General features: G+C 40.0%; 13 protein-coding genes. All 13 read left to right on the plus strand.

The window, feature by feature from the left end:
- Positions 1 to 324, plus strand: a complete 324-nt coding sequence (locus OHJ21_RS23860; RefSeq protein ID WP_071222061.1) for a cytochrome C oxidase subunit IV family protein — start codon at positions 1 to 3, stop codon at positions 322 to 324.
- A 100-nt stretch (positions 325 to 424) separates the two neighbouring features.
- A complete protein-coding gene (gene ctaG, locus OHJ21_RS23865; protein ID WP_100540084.1) occupies positions 425 to 1333 on the plus strand; it encodes a cytochrome c oxidase assembly factor CtaG in 909 nt (302 codons plus the stop codon).
- Between the two features lie 24 nt (positions 1334 to 1357).
- A complete protein-coding gene (locus tag OHJ21_RS23870; protein WP_326118781.1) occupies positions 1358 to 1822 on the plus strand; it encodes a DUF420 domain-containing protein in 465 nt (154 codons plus the stop codon).
- A 659-nt stretch (positions 1823 to 2481) separates the two neighbouring features.
- A complete protein-coding gene (locus tag OHJ21_RS23875) occupies positions 2482 to 3183 on the plus strand; it encodes a hypothetical protein (RefSeq protein ID WP_486021345.1) in 702 nt (233 codons plus the stop codon).
- Between the two features lie 75 nt (positions 3184 to 3258).
- Entirely contained in the window at positions 3259 to 3660 is a 402-nt protein-coding gene (locus OHJ21_RS23880; protein ID WP_100540086.1) for a GntR family transcriptional regulator, read from the plus strand.
- A gap of 6 nt (positions 3661 to 3666) precedes the next feature.
- The gene (locus tag OHJ21_RS23885) at positions 3667 to 4569 is read left to right on the plus strand and encodes an ABC transporter ATP-binding protein (protein WP_100540087.1); all 903 of its coding nucleotides are present in this window, start codon (positions 3667 to 3669) and stop codon (positions 4567 to 4569) included.
- A 22-nt stretch (positions 4570 to 4591) separates the two neighbouring features.
- Positions 4592 to 5494, plus strand: coding sequence for an ABC transporter ATP-binding protein (locus tag OHJ21_RS23890; protein ID WP_486021346.1), 903 nt, complete (start codon positions 4592 to 4594; stop codon positions 5492 to 5494).
- The gene (locus OHJ21_RS23895) at positions 5487 to 6791 is read left to right on the plus strand and encodes an ABC transporter permease (protein WP_486021347.1); all 1305 of its coding nucleotides are present in this window, start codon (positions 5487 to 5489) and stop codon (positions 6789 to 6791) included. Before OHJ21_RS23890 ends, OHJ21_RS23895 begins: the two co-directional genes overlap by 8 nt.
- Before the next feature lie 376 nt (positions 6792 to 7167).
- On the plus strand, positions 7168 to 8049 hold the full coding sequence (locus tag OHJ21_RS23900; RefSeq protein ID WP_486021348.1) for a S1 family serine peptidase: 882 nt from the start codon (positions 7168 to 7170) through the stop codon (positions 8047 to 8049).
- A 516-nt stretch (positions 8050 to 8565) separates the two neighbouring features.
- Complete coding sequence (locus OHJ21_RS23905; RefSeq protein ID WP_486021349.1) at positions 8566 to 9732, plus strand: SIR2 family protein; 1167 nt, start codon at positions 8566 to 8568, stop codon at positions 9730 to 9732.
- On the plus strand, positions 9713 to 11536 hold the full coding sequence (locus OHJ21_RS23910; RefSeq protein ID WP_486021350.1) for an ATP-binding protein: 1824 nt from the start codon (positions 9713 to 9715) through the stop codon (positions 11534 to 11536). Before OHJ21_RS23905 ends, OHJ21_RS23910 begins: the two co-directional genes overlap by 20 nt.
- A gap of 651 nt (positions 11537 to 12187) precedes the next feature.
- The gene (locus OHJ21_RS23915) at positions 12188 to 13399 is read left to right on the plus strand and encodes an MBL fold metallo-hydrolase (RefSeq protein WP_486021351.1); all 1212 of its coding nucleotides are present in this window, start codon (positions 12188 to 12190) and stop codon (positions 13397 to 13399) included.
- Positions 13400 to 13412: 13 nt separating this feature from the next.
- A complete protein-coding gene (locus OHJ21_RS23920) occupies positions 13413 to 17621 on the plus strand; it encodes a hypothetical protein (RefSeq protein ID WP_486021352.1) in 4209 nt (1402 codons plus the stop codon).
- Positions 17622 to 17693 lie beyond the last annotated feature (72 nt).

The raw sequence follows: 17693 nt of genomic DNA on the forward strand, positions 1-17693 counted from the left end.
ATGACTGCAAATCAACAATCTAATGAGGGGCCTACAGTTAAACACCGCCATCGTGTGGAAGGCCCTGAGAAACACATTGTTGTCTTTATTTTCTCCATTGTCCTGACTGCGATTGCTTTTGCGGCCGTCGCAGCCGGTGGCATCAACACAGCATTTACGATCATCATTTTGCTGGTTATGGCTGTGTTGCAGGTGTTCGTGCAAATGGGTTACTGGATGCACTTGAAGGACAAAGGGCATCTGATGCCAATCCTGTTTATGATTGGCGGGTTCTTCGTAGCTAGTACCTGTATTGTCATGGCACTGTTCTGGGTTTGGTGGTAAAATGAAAAAGAGGTGGGCTACTTCAGCCCCCTCTTTTTTTAAATCGTAGGCAGGTGTCACAATTTCGACAGAATTTAACCCGTTATGGGGAGGTTTTTGCATGCTGGGCTTAGAATATTTTAGTTTTGCAGATAAATGGAGTCCCTTGTTCCTGGCATTTATGCTGCTCGTAACAGCAGGCTACTTCCTGTTGACCGGGCCGCTGAGCAGTCGATTCGAAGGGAGTGCTCCGGTTTCCGCTGGAAGGAAAACACTGTTTGTAGGTGGTATGCTTGCGTTCTATCTTGCACAGGGTGGACCCATTGAACTGCTGGGGCATACGATGTTCTCGTTTCACATGGTCAGTATGGCAATGTCCTATTTAATGGCGATGCCGCTCTTGATTCTGGGTATTCCTGTTTGGATGTGGCGGGCCTTCGATAAGGTCAATCCGTTTAAGAAGCTCGGTTTCCTTGCGCGTCCGATTGTTGCCGCGGTTCTGTTTAACGGCTTGTTTTCCTTTTATCACATCCCGGTTATCCATGATTTTGTTATGTTGAATTTCTGGGTGCACCGTTTGTACTATCTAATCCTGTTTATCGCCTCGCTGCTGATGTGGTGGGCCATTATTAACCCGATCCCGGAGAAGGACAAGTCCTCAGGGCTTTTGAAAATGGGATACATCTTTCTCAATATGGTCTTGCTGACTCCGGCGTGTGGGCTCATTATTTTCTCAAGCGAGCCGATGTACGCAACCTACAGCGATCCTGTGGTATGGGCGAAGGCAATGGGATACTGCGTAGCTAGTGATACCTCGGCATTGCTCAGTCAATTTGGCGGACCTGAGTTCTTCGGCTATCTGGAGCCTGCGATTGACCAGCGAGTGGGCGGGATCATCATGAAGTTTTTCCAAGAGATCATTTTTGCCTCGATGCTGGCCTATGTGTTCTTTCATTGGTACAAACGAGAAAATCAGGAAGACGATCCTTTGCCTAGCGAGATTCCTCCCGGCAAGCTCAATCAGGCGTAAGAGGATTATTGAAGGGGGATCCATATGGATTGGTTTTTTATATTTCCCACGGTCAGTACAACGTTTATTGTCATCAGCGCCGTGCTGGTAGCGATTGGCTGGGGTCTTATTATTAAGGGGAAGCGCGAAGCCCACAAGAAAGTGATGATCTGGGCGGCCATCGCCGCCGTCATTTTCTTTATCATCTATTCCTCGCGCACCGTATTCATCGGCAACACGTCATGGGGGGGGCCCGATGATCTGCAACCGTATTATCAGGTATTCCTGGTCTTCCACATTGTGCTGGCTACCGTAGCCGCGGTCTTCGGAATTACGACATTGACCCTTGGCTTCAAGGAGAAGTATTCCAAGCACCGCAAGTGGGGCAGAGTCACGTCGATCATCTGGTTCTTTACCGCCATTACCGGCGTAGCTGTGTATACCTTGCTGTACCTGTTATATCCGGGCGGGCATACCCAGCCTGTGTGGAAAGTGATATTTGGAATGTAAGCGTGGGAGAACACCCGTCAGAGAAATCTGGCGGGTGTTTTTTATATTGGGCAGGGCGGCTCATTCAATACCAACGTGAGGGCAGAGGTGGGGGAGTGTATCCGCTCCGGTCGCTGTTGAAACCAGGAAACTGGGATGAGATAAGAGGGTTGTTTCCCGGTTTCAAAGGCGAACGCCAGGTCTCCTCCACGGCTACACTCCCCTTGTGCAGAGAAGCTCTTGAATGAGCCGCGGCAAGGGAGGGTGGCACCCGACAGGAAGCTTCTGACGGGTGTTTAGAGTGTGAGGGCAGTGGTGGGGGAGTGTAACCGCTCCGGTCGCTGTTGAAACCAGGAAACTGGGATGAGATGAGAGGGTTGTTTCCCGGTTTCAAAGGCGAACGCCAGGTCTCCTCCACGGCTACACTCCCCTTGTGCAGGAAAGCTCATGAATGATCCGCAAGCAGGGTGGTAGCAACCGACAGGAAGCCTATGACGGGAATTTTTTTACAACTTCTATTGACACTGTTTATATACACACTATATACTGTGTATAAAGATATATACAGTGAGCACAGTAATCACACTAAGCACAGTAAAACTTAAACTGCGATGATAACAAAATGAATATATGAAGAAATGAAAGGGTGAGACGCATTGCAACAGGTTTTCCATAATGCGATGAAGATCGTAAAGAAAGACTTCGTTAGCGACAAGCTGCAAATGGTATGGACCATGCTGTTTATGGTGTATATGGGATTTGCCACAAGCGTTATCATTGACAATCAGTTTGAACATTTGAATGAGTACATCAACCCACTGATTGACTTTCTATTGGTATTCTACGCTCCGTTGTTGGGGTTTCTATTTAGCAGGAGGTCTTTCCGCTATCTGAACGAGGATTCGTACACCCGGATGCTGTATTTTTACCGGAGTATACCGGTACCGGCCTCGGCCATCTTCGTAAGCCGGATCATGTACTCGCTGATTGCTTTTGTCATAAACGGCATCGTATTATTTGGAGTCATTTATGCGATAGGCAATCATATTAGAGCCGCAATGGATTTCCCGAGCTATATTGCATTTATACTGACCTGGATCGGCATCGGATTTTTAATAACGGGACCCTATATTTACTGGGAACATATGTGCAGTGGTAAGAGGTACTTCGGAAATTCCCTTCTGGTGATGGCGCTAACCTCCGGAACTGCCGTTATGCTTAGCTTGCTGGGCTACAGCATTTTTTGGTTCGTTGTGAGAGCCTCCATGAAATGGGGCCTGTTATCTCCGGTCATGTGGGGATCGCTGATTGTTGGACTGGCGGCTATGCTGCTTATGAGCAAATTAACCTACATTCGGCAGCAGACCCGGGATTTATCATGAAGGATATGCAGATGAATCCGTATGGCATTCTAATGGATCGGATTTATGTACTAGAGAAAAGCGAGGTGGTAAAAGGTGCGACTTCTGATACAGATCAATGAAAATAGCGCAGAGCCTTTATATCACCAGATTGAAACACAGCTGCGCTCGCTCATTATTAGCGGTCAGATCGAGGAGGGAACGTTATTGCCATCCATTAGGGAATTTGCCGGGAATCTGAAGTGTAGCGTTATTACGGTGCGCAGGGTGTATCAGGATCTTGAGAATGAAGGGTTGCTGCGAACGAGACAAGGTACGGGAACTTTTGTTGCTGGTGTCGGCGACCAGGCCCGTGAACAATATAAACGCGACGCGGTGATTGAGGCGTTAAGGATAGCAGTGGATAAAGGGCTTTCCGTTCAATTTAATGAAGATGAATTGAAAGAAATGTTCATGGAAGTTGTTCGGGAAAAATATGACGCAAAAGGAGGTCGCTAACATTCCATGGAACCGCATGTTATTGAATTTCGTAATGTCATAAAACGACGGAAAACGAAAACCATCGGTCCGATCCAATTATCGATCCCTCAAGGGTATATCGTTGCCCTTGTGGGACCTAATGGTTCGGGAAAAAGCACGCTGCTGAACATGATGATGCAGACCGTGTTTCCGGACGAAGGGGAGATTACCTGGTTCGGTGAATCTCACCCGAGAGAGCTTCCGATCTCCATTCGAAAACAAATGGGATTCGTACCCGAACAGCTGAGCGTAGAGGAACAGCATATGACGGCGGACGAAGCGGCCAGCTTTCGTGCATCCTGGTATGACACTTGGGACGGTTATTTTTTCGATGAGCTGCTATCCCGGTTCGATGTCCCGCGGGGCGTAAAACTTCGCAAGATGTCCAAAGGGGAACGGCGCAAGTTTGAGATCGCCGCTGCACTTGCCCCTAGGCCCAAGTTTTTGCTCCTGGATGAACCTTCTTCCGGCCTCGATCCTTTCGCTTGGAAGCTGATGATCGATCAGCTGCAGAAAGTGATGAAGTCCATGGATACAACGATTGTGCTCTCCACCCATGTGGTAGATGAAATTCGGCGTCTGGCGGACTACGTCATTCTCATCCATCATGGGAAGCTGCTGGGCATGGTGGAGAAGGATTCGCTCCTGGATAACTGGAAGGAGTGCTGGATCCAAGGGGATACCTCCATTGCCGAGGAGCTGCCGGGTATTCTGAGCTGCAAACAAGAGACAGCGACTACGATTTCTTTTATAACAACGGAATGCTTGGAAGTGGAGAAGATCCTGCAGTCTGCAGGCATCCCGTTCATTCAGACCCGTTCCCTGGAGCTGGATGAAGTGCTTCGATTATGGATTGACGGAAACATTCCTGCCAACGTGCAGAACTAGGATAGAGAGGGGTTTTTACGATATGCAACGCTTGCAATTAGACAATGTAGTTAAGATTTATGCAGACAAAACGGCGGTAAACCGGATTTCGCTTCAGGTTGAGGAAGGTGAAATCTACGGACTGCTCGGGGCGAACGGAGCCGGCAAAACAACCACCATGCGGATGGTGCTTGGGCTGATCTACCCGGATGACGGAACGATCCTGTATAACGGCAAGCCGTATAACAAAGAACTGCGTCACATTATGGGTTATTTGCCGGAGGAGCGCGGGTTATACCCGAAAGTGAAAGTCAGCGAGCAGATTTCCTACTTGGCACAGCTGCGGGGCATGTCCGCGAAAGACGCGGATAAGAGTCTGAAATACTGGTTGGAACGGTTTGAAGTACCTGACTATTACGATAAGAAGATTGAAGAGCTCTCCAAGGGTAACCAGCAAAAAATGGGCTTTATCGCAGCGGTTGTCCATGACCCGCAAATTCTGATTCTGGACGAAGCCTTTAGCGGACTGGATCCAGTAAACGTCGAACTTCTGAAATCAACGGTAAAAGAGCTTCGCGACAAGGGCACGAGCATTCTGTTCTCCACCCACCGGATGGAACATGTCGAGGAGTTGTGTAAGAACATTACTATACTGCATCGCTCCAATACGGTAGTGAAGGGGAACCTGAAGGATATCAAATCCAAGTACCCTCGTGAAGAAGTGGTGCTCGGTACGTCGGGTGAAGTCCGAGGCCTTGAAGCCCTGACTGGCGTAACGGCTGTGGAGCGAACAGAGGACGGCTACTCCATCCGGATCAGCCAGGTTGAGGCAGCGCAAAACATTTTGAATACAGCCATGTCGCAAAGCACGATCCATCGGTTTGAAGTGAAGGAGCCGACACTCAACCAAATCTTCATAAAGGCGGTAGGTGAATCCAATGAATAATATGTGGACCGTTATCCGATTTACATTCATGAATAAAGTAAGAACGAAGTCCTTTCTCGTTTCAACCTTGATTTTTGCACTCATTATTACGATCGGGATCAATCTTCCTTTTCTGATCCAAATGTTTACGGGAGATAAGGCAGGATCCGAAGAAACCACCCGCATCGGTCTGGTTTATGGACAGGAGCAGACGCTCGCCGAACAACTGGAGACTACTTGGAGTAACCTGCCGTCAACCTCCTATGAATTCGTCAAATACGAAGCGGCAGATGAGGCAGCTCTGAATAAGGATATTAAGGATGGCGTAATCGAAGGTTATTTGAAGTTTGAAGCACAAGAAGGCAATGCGTTCCCGACCGTGGTCTACAGTTCTGAAGACGAGGCCATGAGCCCGGAACTGCAATCCAATCTGCAAGCAGCGCTGCAAGTGGCGAAGACGCGCAGCATTGTAGAAGGATTGGATTTGTCCGAAACGCAGATCAATGAGCTGAATACGCCGGTTCAAATCGACACTCGGGGTATCGACCCTACAGAAACAGGTAACGCAGGCGGAGCTTCCGGTGAGAATGAAGGGGCTTCGGAGGTAATTAACTACATCGTCGTGTATGCACTGATTATTCTCTTCTTCTTCACTTTGATGGGAACAGGTAACATGATCGCTTCAGAAGTAACGACAGAGAAGAGCTCCCGCATTATGGAGATTTTGATTACAAGCGTATCTCCGCTGAGCCAAATGTTTGGTAAGGTTATCGGCATGTTCCTGCTGGGACTGTCACAGATCGCGGCATTTGGAGTTGTGGCCGCCGTGAACTTGATGCTGCCGCACAATATGGATACATTGAAGGACATGAATCTCGATCTGACAGCGATAGACCCGATGCTGCTGGTGTTCGGTTTGGTCTTCTACATCCTTGGCTATTTCTTGTATGCGATGCTCTACGCGGCCATTGGTTCGATTGTCAGCCGGACCGAGGATTTGGGGCAGGCGGTCATGCCGATCACGATGCTGTCGCTGGTGGCGTTCTATATCGCGATCTTTAGCCTAAGCGCTCCGAACTCGATGCTGATGAAGGTGTCTACTTACATCCCGTTCATCTCGCCGACCACGATCCTGGTACGGATCGGACTTGGTAACATTCCAGTATGGGAGATCCTGCTCTCGCTGGCCATCCTGGTCGTAGCCATTCTCGTCTTCGGCTGGCTGGCTGCGAAAATCTATCGCACCGGTGTCCTGATGTACGGCAAGCGCCCTACATTCAAGGAGCTTAGAAAAGCGATGAAGGCTTATAAGATGTAAGCATAGACAGTACAAGAAGTTGTGAGTAATGGTTATAAATGAGACAGAGTTTATTAATAAATGAGACTTTTTATATTGTTTAAATGAGACTAAATGAAAAAGACTAGCTAAATAGATCCTTGATTTAGCTAGTCTTTTTTCTTTTCGGAACAAAAAGAGAAATTAAATCTATTTATTCCTTGTTAAGAAAATGAGGATCCAAAATATGTTTATAAATGATATATACTGCTACCCCATGCTATCCGAGAGAGCACGACATATAGGAGCACACGCTAAGGCTGTTTTTGTTTAACCTTCGCAGGAATTAGCAGTCCTAATGAAGAAATTGGAAACACAATAAAGATAATTAATTAACTCAAAGATGCAGGTGATTACCATGGATGAAGGAAGTAAAGGAAACTCATTTGAAACAAGCACCATTGAACATCTGGAACAAGTAAGTGAAATACTTCAAAACGGAGATATTGATGGAGCCAAAGAATTCATTTCAAAAATGATTGATGCAACAAAGGAATACAAGCATCAGGTGGAACATGGGAGAGCACGGAATGGCGGCTATGCTGATCTTGTCATGCGGCATCTTCGTGCGTTTATTTCTCCTATAATCATACGGAGTGAGGACGAAATCCAAAATGGTACTTGCTTCTTTGTAGAGCTCGAGGACAAAAGCATTGCAGTAACGAATCATCATGTGATTCAACATTGGTTGGATTTGAAAAAGAAAGGCATTCAAGCTGAATTTAGAATTGGGAATGTCATTTACCCAAATGATCTCGAGCCCTTTATCATAGATAGCTGCCAGCAGTTGGATTTAGCAACTATCTTAGTTCCACCAGACATTAAATTGGCGATGGGGGACATTGGAACGCTATTTTATGAATATGAACCTCCTGTAACCGTTAATAAAGGGGATATGGTATTTGCTTTGGGTTGGCCCGGAGCTCTTCGAGAAGATCAGATTAAACAGAGCAATATTTACGTTGCGACGATTCTTGACGAAGTAATTGATACCACAGATCGACGATTCATTATTCAGTTTCATCGAGATGATTGGACGAAGAGATTCGGCGAGAAAGAGATCGCGGATCTTACCAGCCTAGGGGGATTGAGTGGGGGACCAGTTTTCTTACTCAGCGATGGTTATCTTCATCTCGTTGGTGTTATTTATGAGAATATGGAGGGCTTTATTGATGGTGTTCAGTGCGTTCACTTTAAGCATATTAAACCTGATGGACACATTGAAAGCCATAATAAATAAGTAACTATTAGAATATTGGTTTACAGTTCCATGCCCTTTAATCGAACTAATTTGAATACCTAACGGCAGACTTCTGATAAAAAGCAATCTCATTAATTCGGGATTGCTTTTTATTATATATTTCAAAGCAAGCGGCAGGCGATGATTTACGTTCTTGTCATCCGATTTTTGATGTCGTTCAATTAGCATTATTCGGGTAATTGTAGTATTTACTTTTGTACGTTTCTTTTAAGAAAATGTCGAAAGATAAAATCTTGACTTCATTTCCGATGTGCGACAAGTACATGACTCATTCCCAAAGGTGTTATCCGTATATGAAGTCGGGCCATCTTTATGGTCGGAACACAAAACGACTGGTTAGTGCAAACGAATCCCTTAATATATGTATGATTACAGCTCAGGCTTCGAGTCAAAATAGAATTTGATAAACAGGGATAATTTGTAATTCCAGAAGGGTTGAAGGAATAACTTGTCGAATTATAACAGTTCATACTAACTAATGAGGAGTATATCAAAGTGAATGATGAAATGATTTTTGAAAAATCTATATATCACTATCGTTTTGGAACTGATATTATGTCGAATAAAACATTTGACCAGCAAAAAAAAGAAACATCTTTCTTGTTGAAACAACATTTTAGTAAAGCTGAAAATCTTCATTTTCTTATTGGCTCAGGTTGCTCCTTACCGGCAATACCTTTGATGGGAAAAACATTTTTGAATATAAAGGAAAGTAACCCACACTTACGGGATGTTCTTGGGAAATACGCTGGAAGCAACGCAGATATTGAAGGTTTTCTAAATTATTTAAAGACGACCCTGATTGTCACTGAACCGGATTCTATCGAATATGGCATGTTTGAGGATGCATTCAATATCACAAAAAAAGAATTACTTAGATCCATAGTTGTTAATTATTTTCCTGACAGTAGTTCAGACCAAGAGGGTGAACGAAATGCAGCTACTTCCCTTAAATATTATTTAGAATTTTATAATAGATTGTTTTATCATCGTGAATTTAATAAGCAATTATCACCGGTTAATATTTTTACTACCAATTACGATCTATTTAATGAAATAGCAATGGAACAATTGGGGATTCATTACACAAATGGTTTTCAAGGATATGTGAACAGAACATTTGACCCATCAATTTTTAATTTGCGTTTGGTTGATGCAGAAAATAGATACAAAGATAAATGGAATGCAATTCGTCGTTATATCAAACTATATAAAATCCATGGCTCTTTAGATTGGAGATATGATCAGCATCTAAAGTCAATTAGACAAAGTGAATTCAGTCTTGATAATTCAGGTGAAGTTATAATCTATCCCACGGTTCATAAACACTTCGAATCTCAACAAAGTCCTTATTCAGAGCTGTTTAGAGAATTTTCGCTTAACCTACAAAAGAAAAACTCAACGTTAATTGTCATGGGATATGGTTTTCCTGATGATCATATTAATCAACTTATATCGCAATCGTTACATAATGAAGATTTTACACTGATTATCTTTGGGAATAAAAATGAATTGAATGCTTCAAATTTTTGGAGGAAACATAAGAATCGACACAATATTCATTTCATTGGTGGGAGTATTAATAATATGAATGATGCTCATTATTTTTCAAATATAATTGAACTACTAGGAGACGAAATAGATGATGCAAAGCCAGAATAGTATTGGGGTAGTCAGTCATGTCTACTCCTACAAGTTGGTTATGGAAATCCATGATACGAGTAGAATCAACTATAACTTCAACGGAGATCTCTATGTTTGCGAAGGGATAAACACCTTTGTTTGCGTTTATAAATCGTATCACCACAAATTTATATATCAAATTATTAGTTTATCTGAGAATGAAAAGCCATTTGATAGAATAGGAGAGGAATCAAGATTTTCTAATAAAGCGTTTTTTGAAGCAGTGCCGATCGGTGAAATAAAAAACGGAGAATTTAAATATGGACTATCAAAGTTTCCTATGATCGGTGATGATGTTTTTTTGACATCCAATGAGGATATGAATAGTGTATTCAACTCAATGGATCCAGACTTTTCAATTGCGCTAGGCCCTCTCTCGAGTTTTGATTCATTTTCGCCAATGTTTTCGATAGACAAAATTTTAACAAATCATATGAGTATATTAGGGAATACTGGTTCAGGGAAATCCACGACTGTTCGAAAATTATTAAATGAAATATCTAACACGATTAAAAATTCAAAAAGGGATATTAATTCTGCGAATTTTTTGATTTTTGATATACATGATGAGTATGCTTCTATTCAAAAGGACAATTCGTTTACTGTAGATGTTAATGATTTATCAATTCCATTGGACACCTTATCCTTAGAGGATTGGATTAATCTTGTACAGCCTTCATCTGCAGTACAGCTCCCAATATTAATGAGTGGGCTTCGACTAGCAAATTTACTTGAGAACAACGAAAATGGAATCTGTGATTGGGTAAAAGTATACTGTGCATTAGAACTTTATAACAATGTACAAACAGAAGTATTAGGGAAAAGAACAAAAATTATAGCATTACTACAGGATATAGGCGACACAAGAATCACAGAAAGTTTGACACACTACAGTTCTCAATATGGGAATTTTCAATCAACTCATGAACAGAAATTTAAAGAGAATTTACACGAATATATTAAAGAAAAATCACGTCACGAGTATAGCCAATGTAAGGAGCTTATAAGTTCACTCTTAGAAAAGGCAGATTGTAAGTTGTCCCAACTAACAAATTTAGAGGTAGGTTTAGAACTTACTTTTTTATTTGAAGAAAGTAAAGGGAACTCACAAATTCGATCCTATTGTGCAACATTGATGACTCGAATTACCAATATAATTGGAACGTATTCAAGATCATTGTTTGAGGATACACCAGAAAAACGTAAGAACTTTACTGAACTTTTGAATTTTAATAAAGGTTTTACGATTATGAAGGTTTCCCAACTAGATGATAATGATCTTTTATTTTTTACAGGTTATATATTAAGAATGATCTACCTAAGACAAAGAGCTAATCGTATTTCCGATGACAAAAGTAATACCATTAAAGAAATATTTCACTTTATATTTGATGAGGCACATAAATATATAACAGAGACTAATATTGAGAATATAAAATCTATTAGAATATTCGAGCAAATTGCTAAAGAAGGAAGGAAATTTGGGATCTTTATGATATTAGCAAGTCAAAGGCCAAGTGAAATATCTAAAACCGTCTTATCACAGTGTAACAACTTCATTCTGCATCGGATTAGAAATAATTTAGATATTGAACAGATGAGGAAAAGTATCCCTTATTTAAGTGATTCTCAATTAACCAGAATATCCTACTTAACAACTGGAGCAGCGTTATTGGTTGGAGATGCTTTTGCAATTCCCATGGAAATCATTATTGATGGCTCAGAATATGGTCTTGCTTCGAGAACAAACTTACCATCTGAAGTTTGGAGAAGAATAGAATAAAACACTCATCACTTAAACCGAAGAGAATTGGGCTGTTTATTTAGGGTATGGCACACAGAATACCGTCAGTACCGCTATTCAAAACCTTGGATTTTCACGACATGTGGCAACTGCTCAGCATCACCGATTCATTGATTTTAAAAAATGGCAAACTTCAGGGGATAAACAAACAGTCGCTTTTGAAGACGATTAATCTTGACTCAGTTGATCAGTAGAAATCGGTTCACTGCTTCATCTTTGAATAGTAATGATTCAAGCTCCAACAGTCTAGAAGTGAATAGAGTAGTCCGTTACGTCATGAATACATACGCCATCATAAGATATATCCGCATTATGGGTAGAAATTTTGAGTTTACATTGGTTTTTGATAAGAACGAGCATACTACTGTGAATGTTATCGGTTTGATTGTAACTGGAGTGCTTGATTATTTCGACGTGCTTATTCGAGCTAGCAAGACTGTACAGAAAAAAATAAATTGTGATGTTGCGGGCTAACTAGCAGATTTCGCTTCGTACGGTCTCTCATTACCGAAGTTGTGGTTGAACTTAAATCGGACAGTATGAGAGAGCACGTTAGTAACTGGTATTAGAAAGGATAAATAAGATATTTCTCTCATTCACACTAATTCTCTGCCTATGGAGGTGGTAAAAATGATATCCGTTACTATGTTTCCTGCAAAAAATGGGGATTGTTTCCTTATATCATTCGGAGATGATGTGAAAAAACACATACTAATTGATTGTGGATATGCTGAAACATATAAAAGGTATTTAAGAAAAGAACTAATTTCAATTGCAGAAAAAGGGGAGTACATATCTTTATTCGTGTTAACCCACGTTGATCAGGATCATATATCAGGGGCCATTCCTTTTCTAAGAGAAAATAATAAGAGAAAAATCATTGAAATCTCCGAAATATGGCACAACAGTTACCGCCACCTACAGTTTACTAAAGTTAAGGGTGGAAGTATCGATGCGTTAGAAAAAAAGGTACTTGATGAGGAAATAGCATTGGGCAGTACAATAATCGAAAATTTTGAGGGGGGAACCATAGATTCCGAAATAAGCATTAAACAAGGTTCAACGTTGGCATCATTAATTTATGAAGGTAAATACAGTTGGAATAAGTCGTTTGATGGAAAAGCAGTGAGTTTTTCTGTCAATCAATTTGTTGAAGTAAACGATATGAGTATGTGTATCTTATCACCTGACAAAGACAAACTAAACGCCCTTTCGAAGGATTGGTTAATGCATTTGCAGAGCTATAAATATAATTTTAATTTTACTGATGATCAAATATTTGACGATGCTTTTGAATTTTATATGTTAGGTAAACCAGAATTCAACATTGTTGATGAGAGCATCTCGAGGGGGACAATAAATGATTTGGATCAATATTCAAAAATGGAACAAAATGAAATCGATTCATCAGTAATAAATGGATCTTCAATTGCGTTTTACGCAGAGTATGCAGGTAAAAAACTTCTATTCCTCGCCGATTCACATCCGGATATTATATTTTCAAATATTGTAGAGTTGGACAAACTAGGCTTGCTTAAAGATAGCTTTGATCTTGTTAAGATATCGCATCATGGTAGTGAGAAGAACATAACATCAGAGTTAGCTCATTTAATTCCATCTCAAAAATACCTAATATCTACTAACGGTAAGACACATGGCCATCCAGATATAGAAGCAATAGCGAGAATTATAACTGCAGACAAGAAAGGGCATTTAAAAGAATTTATTTTTAATTATCCTACAGAGACAGCAATAGCGTTGAACAACAAGGAATGGATGGAAAAATATAATTATTCGGTAACCATTGCCGATGGCGACAATCCAGTTATTGTAGAGCTTTAAAAAGGAGGCCAGTATGGATATTTGGATAGGGAAATCGATTCCGAAGGTTGAATGTGGATCTCAGAAGGGCACAGCATTTCTAGTTTCCCCTAGCATTGTCTTGACCGCAACTCATGTGGTTAGAGAGTGCTTAAACGATGGGGAAGAAATAAAGCTTACTTTTAGAGAGATTGCCGGTTTTGAGCAAATAATCGTAAATGCAAAACCTTTGTGTATTAAGGATATTCACGAATGCCCAATCATCGCATTACAGTTAGATAGAGAAATGAATGAAGTTAGGTCACTTGAGTGTGTAGATTATAAGTTTAAATCAGCAGCAGAATGCTTTAGTTATGGTTATCCACCAGCGCGCCCTCATGATGGGACATCAATTAAATTAACTTTAATAAATTATAAAGAATCTTTAGGTCTCCGCGACTGGGACTTGGACTTAAGAATTAATGATAGTATTAAAAATTACCAAGGTGTCTCTGGGGCCCCGCTTATTCTTGAGAATTGTGTAGTGGGTATAGTCCAACGCCAAGTCACCGAAGCTGGAGAAGCAAGTCGTTTATCTGCTATAAGCTTACATCCATTCACAAAGTACTTAATGTCAATAGGAGTTCCTCTTAAGGAGAGAATAAGCACTAAAAAAGTCTCTTCTCCGCTAAATTACCCTATAGTACAAGGGCATATTCCAAGAAAAATAATTCCAGCCAATAAATACAATACGATTACTTGGTTGATTAATAGTGAAGATTTGAAAGATCCATTAGATGTTATTAGGGAAGATAAACTTGTTGTACTCTTGGGTGGAGCTGGAACAGGGAAATCTATTGAGTTGAATTATATAGCTTCAATCTGTTCACAAATTTCATCAGGTTTTGTACCAATACTTATTAAATTAAACAAGTATGTTCCGCGTAGTTTAAATGAAATCATTAGTGATTACTGGTCAGACTGGACTATGGTCCCGGACCATGAATTATTAATAATTTTGGATGGTTTAGATGAAGTTGAAAGCCACTACAAAAGGGATACGATAAAATACATAGAGTTGTTTGTAGAACAACATCCTGATATCCATGTTATTGTTTCTTGTAGACGTAACTTTTATCAATCGGAAAATGAATATTTTTCTGGAACCCTCCAAGGGTTTAAAACATATCTAATAAATGATCTAAATCAAGAGGATATTGACTCTTATATTAATTCAGTGTTAGGAACAGAAATATCAAAAGGTTTCAAAAGTGCTCTACAAAGAAGCAATCTGAGGCCGCTGATGGAGATACCTTTTTATTTAGTGAGAATAATTGAGATGTATTCAAAGTCAGGGGCATTGCCAAATAATAAGGCGGACCTCTTTCATTACTTAATTACCCAAAGTTTACAGAATGATATTCAGCATTTTAAAAATGCTATGGATTTGAGTAAAAAACAAGAGAAATTAACGTTCTGTTTAGAAACGGTGGCGCTCGCCATGGAGGATTTAGGAAGGAATTATTTAACTAATCAAGAACTTGAACTGATTATAAGCGAAGAGAATCAGCACCTATTGACACACTGTACACTCTGGAAAAAGAATGAGGAGCAAAACGATGTAAGATGGCAGTTTGAGCATAATAACTTTCAGGAATTTTTTGCAGCCAGGATTCTTTCAAAACAGGAAATGGAGCTAATTAAGGAGTTTCTTGCATTTCCTCCAGAAAAAAATAAAGTAATTCCAAGTTGGGTAAACACTTTGTCTTTTTTGGTTAGTTTGTTGGACCCTAGAAGTAAGAAGTTTGTTGAGTTATTGGAATGGCTTAATGAAAGCGATCCCGACATGGTAATCCATTTTGAAGCTGATCGAGTGGATGAAGAATTACGGACTCAATTATTTCAAAGTATCTTTGTTTTTTATGAGGAAAGGAATATATGGATAAATAGGGATAAGTTCGATCTCAAAACGTTAGCCTACTTTGGACAAACTGATGCTAATGTGGAATATCTAATGAGTAAAATATCGGAAGGACACTACACTACCCGTATAAATGCCTTAAAGCTTTTGAGCTTTATGCGAGCTCCTATTTCCAAAAAATCAATGATTCGTGACAGAGTAATTGAGATTATTTTAAAAAAAGACGAAGAACCGGTTGTTATAACTGCGGCATTAGGTGTGCTAACTAGATATAAGATTCGCTCTGGTGAGCAAGTTGAACGAGTAATAACAGCTACCAGATTATCTTCAAATGACACAGTTCGCACTTACTTATACCAATATTTAACTGAATGTGATTTGATAGAGGAGAATATTGATGTTTTTCTTGAAGGTATCCATTACGTTGGAATCGATATAAATAGTGAGGAGTCAAGGTTAATTAATGAAAAGATTGAGTTAGAACGAGGAATAGAGAGGGCAAAATCTCCGGCTAGTGTGAGCAGGATTTTGACTTTTCTCAGTGAGAATATAGAAAAAATTGATCATTATTTCTTGAAAGATAATCTTGAAGTATTTGGGTCAAACGCTGCAATAGCATATGAAACCGATAATAGTATCTTTAATCTAGCTCTAATATTATTTGAGACACTACACAAAAACTATTGGGATAAAGAGGCAAAAGATTTCTCCATCTTCTTTGATAAAAGTTACACGAAGCAGAGAGCGATAAGTTTATTACTGGAAAAGCGTGTTGAGAATGGAGTTAATCTTAGAGCATTAGGTCTGTTGGTTGATGAGGAATCCATTGAATTTGTATCACAACAATATCTTGAAGGAAGACTATCAACTGATGATATCTGGATCATCCAGCAAGAAATAAGGCCGTACGATATATATATGGCTTTTAACAAACATATGAATGAAGTATCAGATAATAAGTTTGTATTTCAGCAAAGAAGGGACTATGAACAAGAGAGAAAAGCTGGGCTAATGCGTGATATTCATCTTTTATTTGATAAAGAAGCGTTTCTAGAACATGCAAGAAAAATATATATTGCTGAAGAGAAGGAGACCTTCAATCAAGAAGAGATTATTCATGCACGAGTTCATAGACTCGAGCGCGAGTACTCGGCACTTGTGATTGATCAAATCTATCGCGTAGCTGAAACTGGCGACATCTCCTATGAAAAGCTAGTTGAAGAGATTCAATCATGGGATTGGGACTATTTTTGTTTAAGAAAGTTATATAACATTATGTCTTCATCGGCAGATGTGGAACTAACTGATATACAGACCCGGTGGGTTTCTGATTGGTGTATTAAAAATGTCAAATCTATTGATTTTAAACAAGCTTGTCGACGTAGTCCAAGTGGGGGATACACTGTAAGTAAGTTAGCAATAATCTTATGGTATTTCCAAAGAAAGTATAATCTAAACTACCCAACGAAGGTTATGCTTGATATGATTTCGTTTGATTGGGTTGAGGGTAGCCAAATGGTGGGGATTAGATATTTAGAATCCTTTCTTGATATTGAAACAATGTCTGAACGAGTGTGGGAAAATCTTCAGGATGGAATAGAAATAGACGATATCCTTAACAATCACATTGATTTTTGTTGTAGACATTCCATTCAAGATGTATTACCTCATGCATTGCGAATTTGTAATGATATCTCAAGGAATACCTCATCACGAACTGTTGCTTTAAAGGCTTACTTAAAATTATCAAATAGGCTGCAAGAATTAATTGATAACTTGCCTAGTATCCGTGATGATTTTAAGTGGGAAATAGTTAGGCAGCTATTTGAAATTGGAAAAGGACCAGATTGTGAAAAATATCTATTATCCTTACTTGATACAACTCTGGAAAATGATAACGCGTTACAACCAATAAAGTTTCTTATAACCCTACAAAATCTTGATGCGCTAAAAAAGTATGTTAACTGGGTAGAAATGAAAGTAAAGAAGGGAAGTGTAATTAACCAGACAGTTCCTCTAAGTGCAATAAGGGATATTAATGCGCTGCCGTACCTAATTGAGTTACTTCGTTTGACTTTTGACGAAGGCTTTAAACAGAACAATTTTGAGCGTGTAGATTCCGAGATCAACAGTGCAATCACCAATGTTGCAATTCAATCGTCAGAAAATTTTATAACGGTTAAATCTTCCTTGGAGGGTTTTATTAAGGAAAATACTCAATTCAAACACATTAATTTTCTCTATGTATTCATTGAAGACATTGAATCCAAGTATTATATTACGCTCCAAAGTGGACGTGATATTTCTGAAGTGAAACGGAGGTTGCAATTTATTGGATTATAAAGTTAACATCGTTCAAAGGCTTGTTTATTACACTAAATAAAATATGTTTCGTAGGTAATTGGCGCGATCATA

The sequence above is a fragment of the Virgibacillus sp. LDC1 genome (genome assembly GCF_025792345.1).
Lineage (GTDB): Bacteria > Bacillota > Bacilli > Paenibacillales > Paenibacillaceae > Paenibacillus_AQ > Paenibacillus_AQ lautus.

Coding starts and splice junctions, on each gene's coding strand:
- OHJ21_RS23860 (WP_071222061.1), top strand. CDS start 1: ATGACTGCAAATCAACAATCTAATGAGGGGCCTACAGTTAAACACCGC.
- ctaG (WP_100540084.1), top strand. CDS start 425: ATGCTGGGCTTAGAATATTTTAGTTTTGCAGATAAATGGAGTCCCTTG.
- OHJ21_RS23870 (WP_326118781.1), top strand. CDS start 1,358: ATGGATTGGTTTTTTATATTTCCCACGGTCAGTACAACGTTTATTGTC.
- OHJ21_RS23875 (WP_486021345.1), top strand. CDS start 2,482: ATGAAGATCGTAAAGAAAGACTTCGTTAGCGACAAGCTGCAAATGGTA.
- OHJ21_RS23885 (WP_100540087.1), top strand. CDS start 3,667: ATGGAACCGCATGTTATTGAATTTCGTAATGTCATAAAACGACGGAAA.
- OHJ21_RS23890 (WP_486021346.1), top strand. CDS start 4,592: ATGCAACGCTTGCAATTAGACAATGTAGTTAAGATTTATGCAGACAAA.
- OHJ21_RS23895 (WP_486021347.1), top strand. CDS start 5,487: ATGAATAATATGTGGACCGTTATCCGATTTACATTCATGAATAAAGTA.
- OHJ21_RS23900 (WP_486021348.1), top strand. CDS start 7,168: ATGGATGAAGGAAGTAAAGGAAACTCATTTGAAACAAGCACCATTGAA.
- OHJ21_RS23910 (WP_486021350.1), top strand. CDS start 9,713: ATGATGCAAAGCCAGAATAGTATTGGGGTAGTCAGTCATGTCTACTCC.
- OHJ21_RS23915 (WP_486021351.1), top strand. CDS start 12,188: ATGATATCCGTTACTATGTTTCCTGCAAAAAATGGGGATTGTTTCCTT.
- OHJ21_RS23920 (WP_486021352.1), top strand. CDS start 13,413: ATGGATATTTGGATAGGGAAATCGATTCCGAAGGTTGAATGTGGATCT.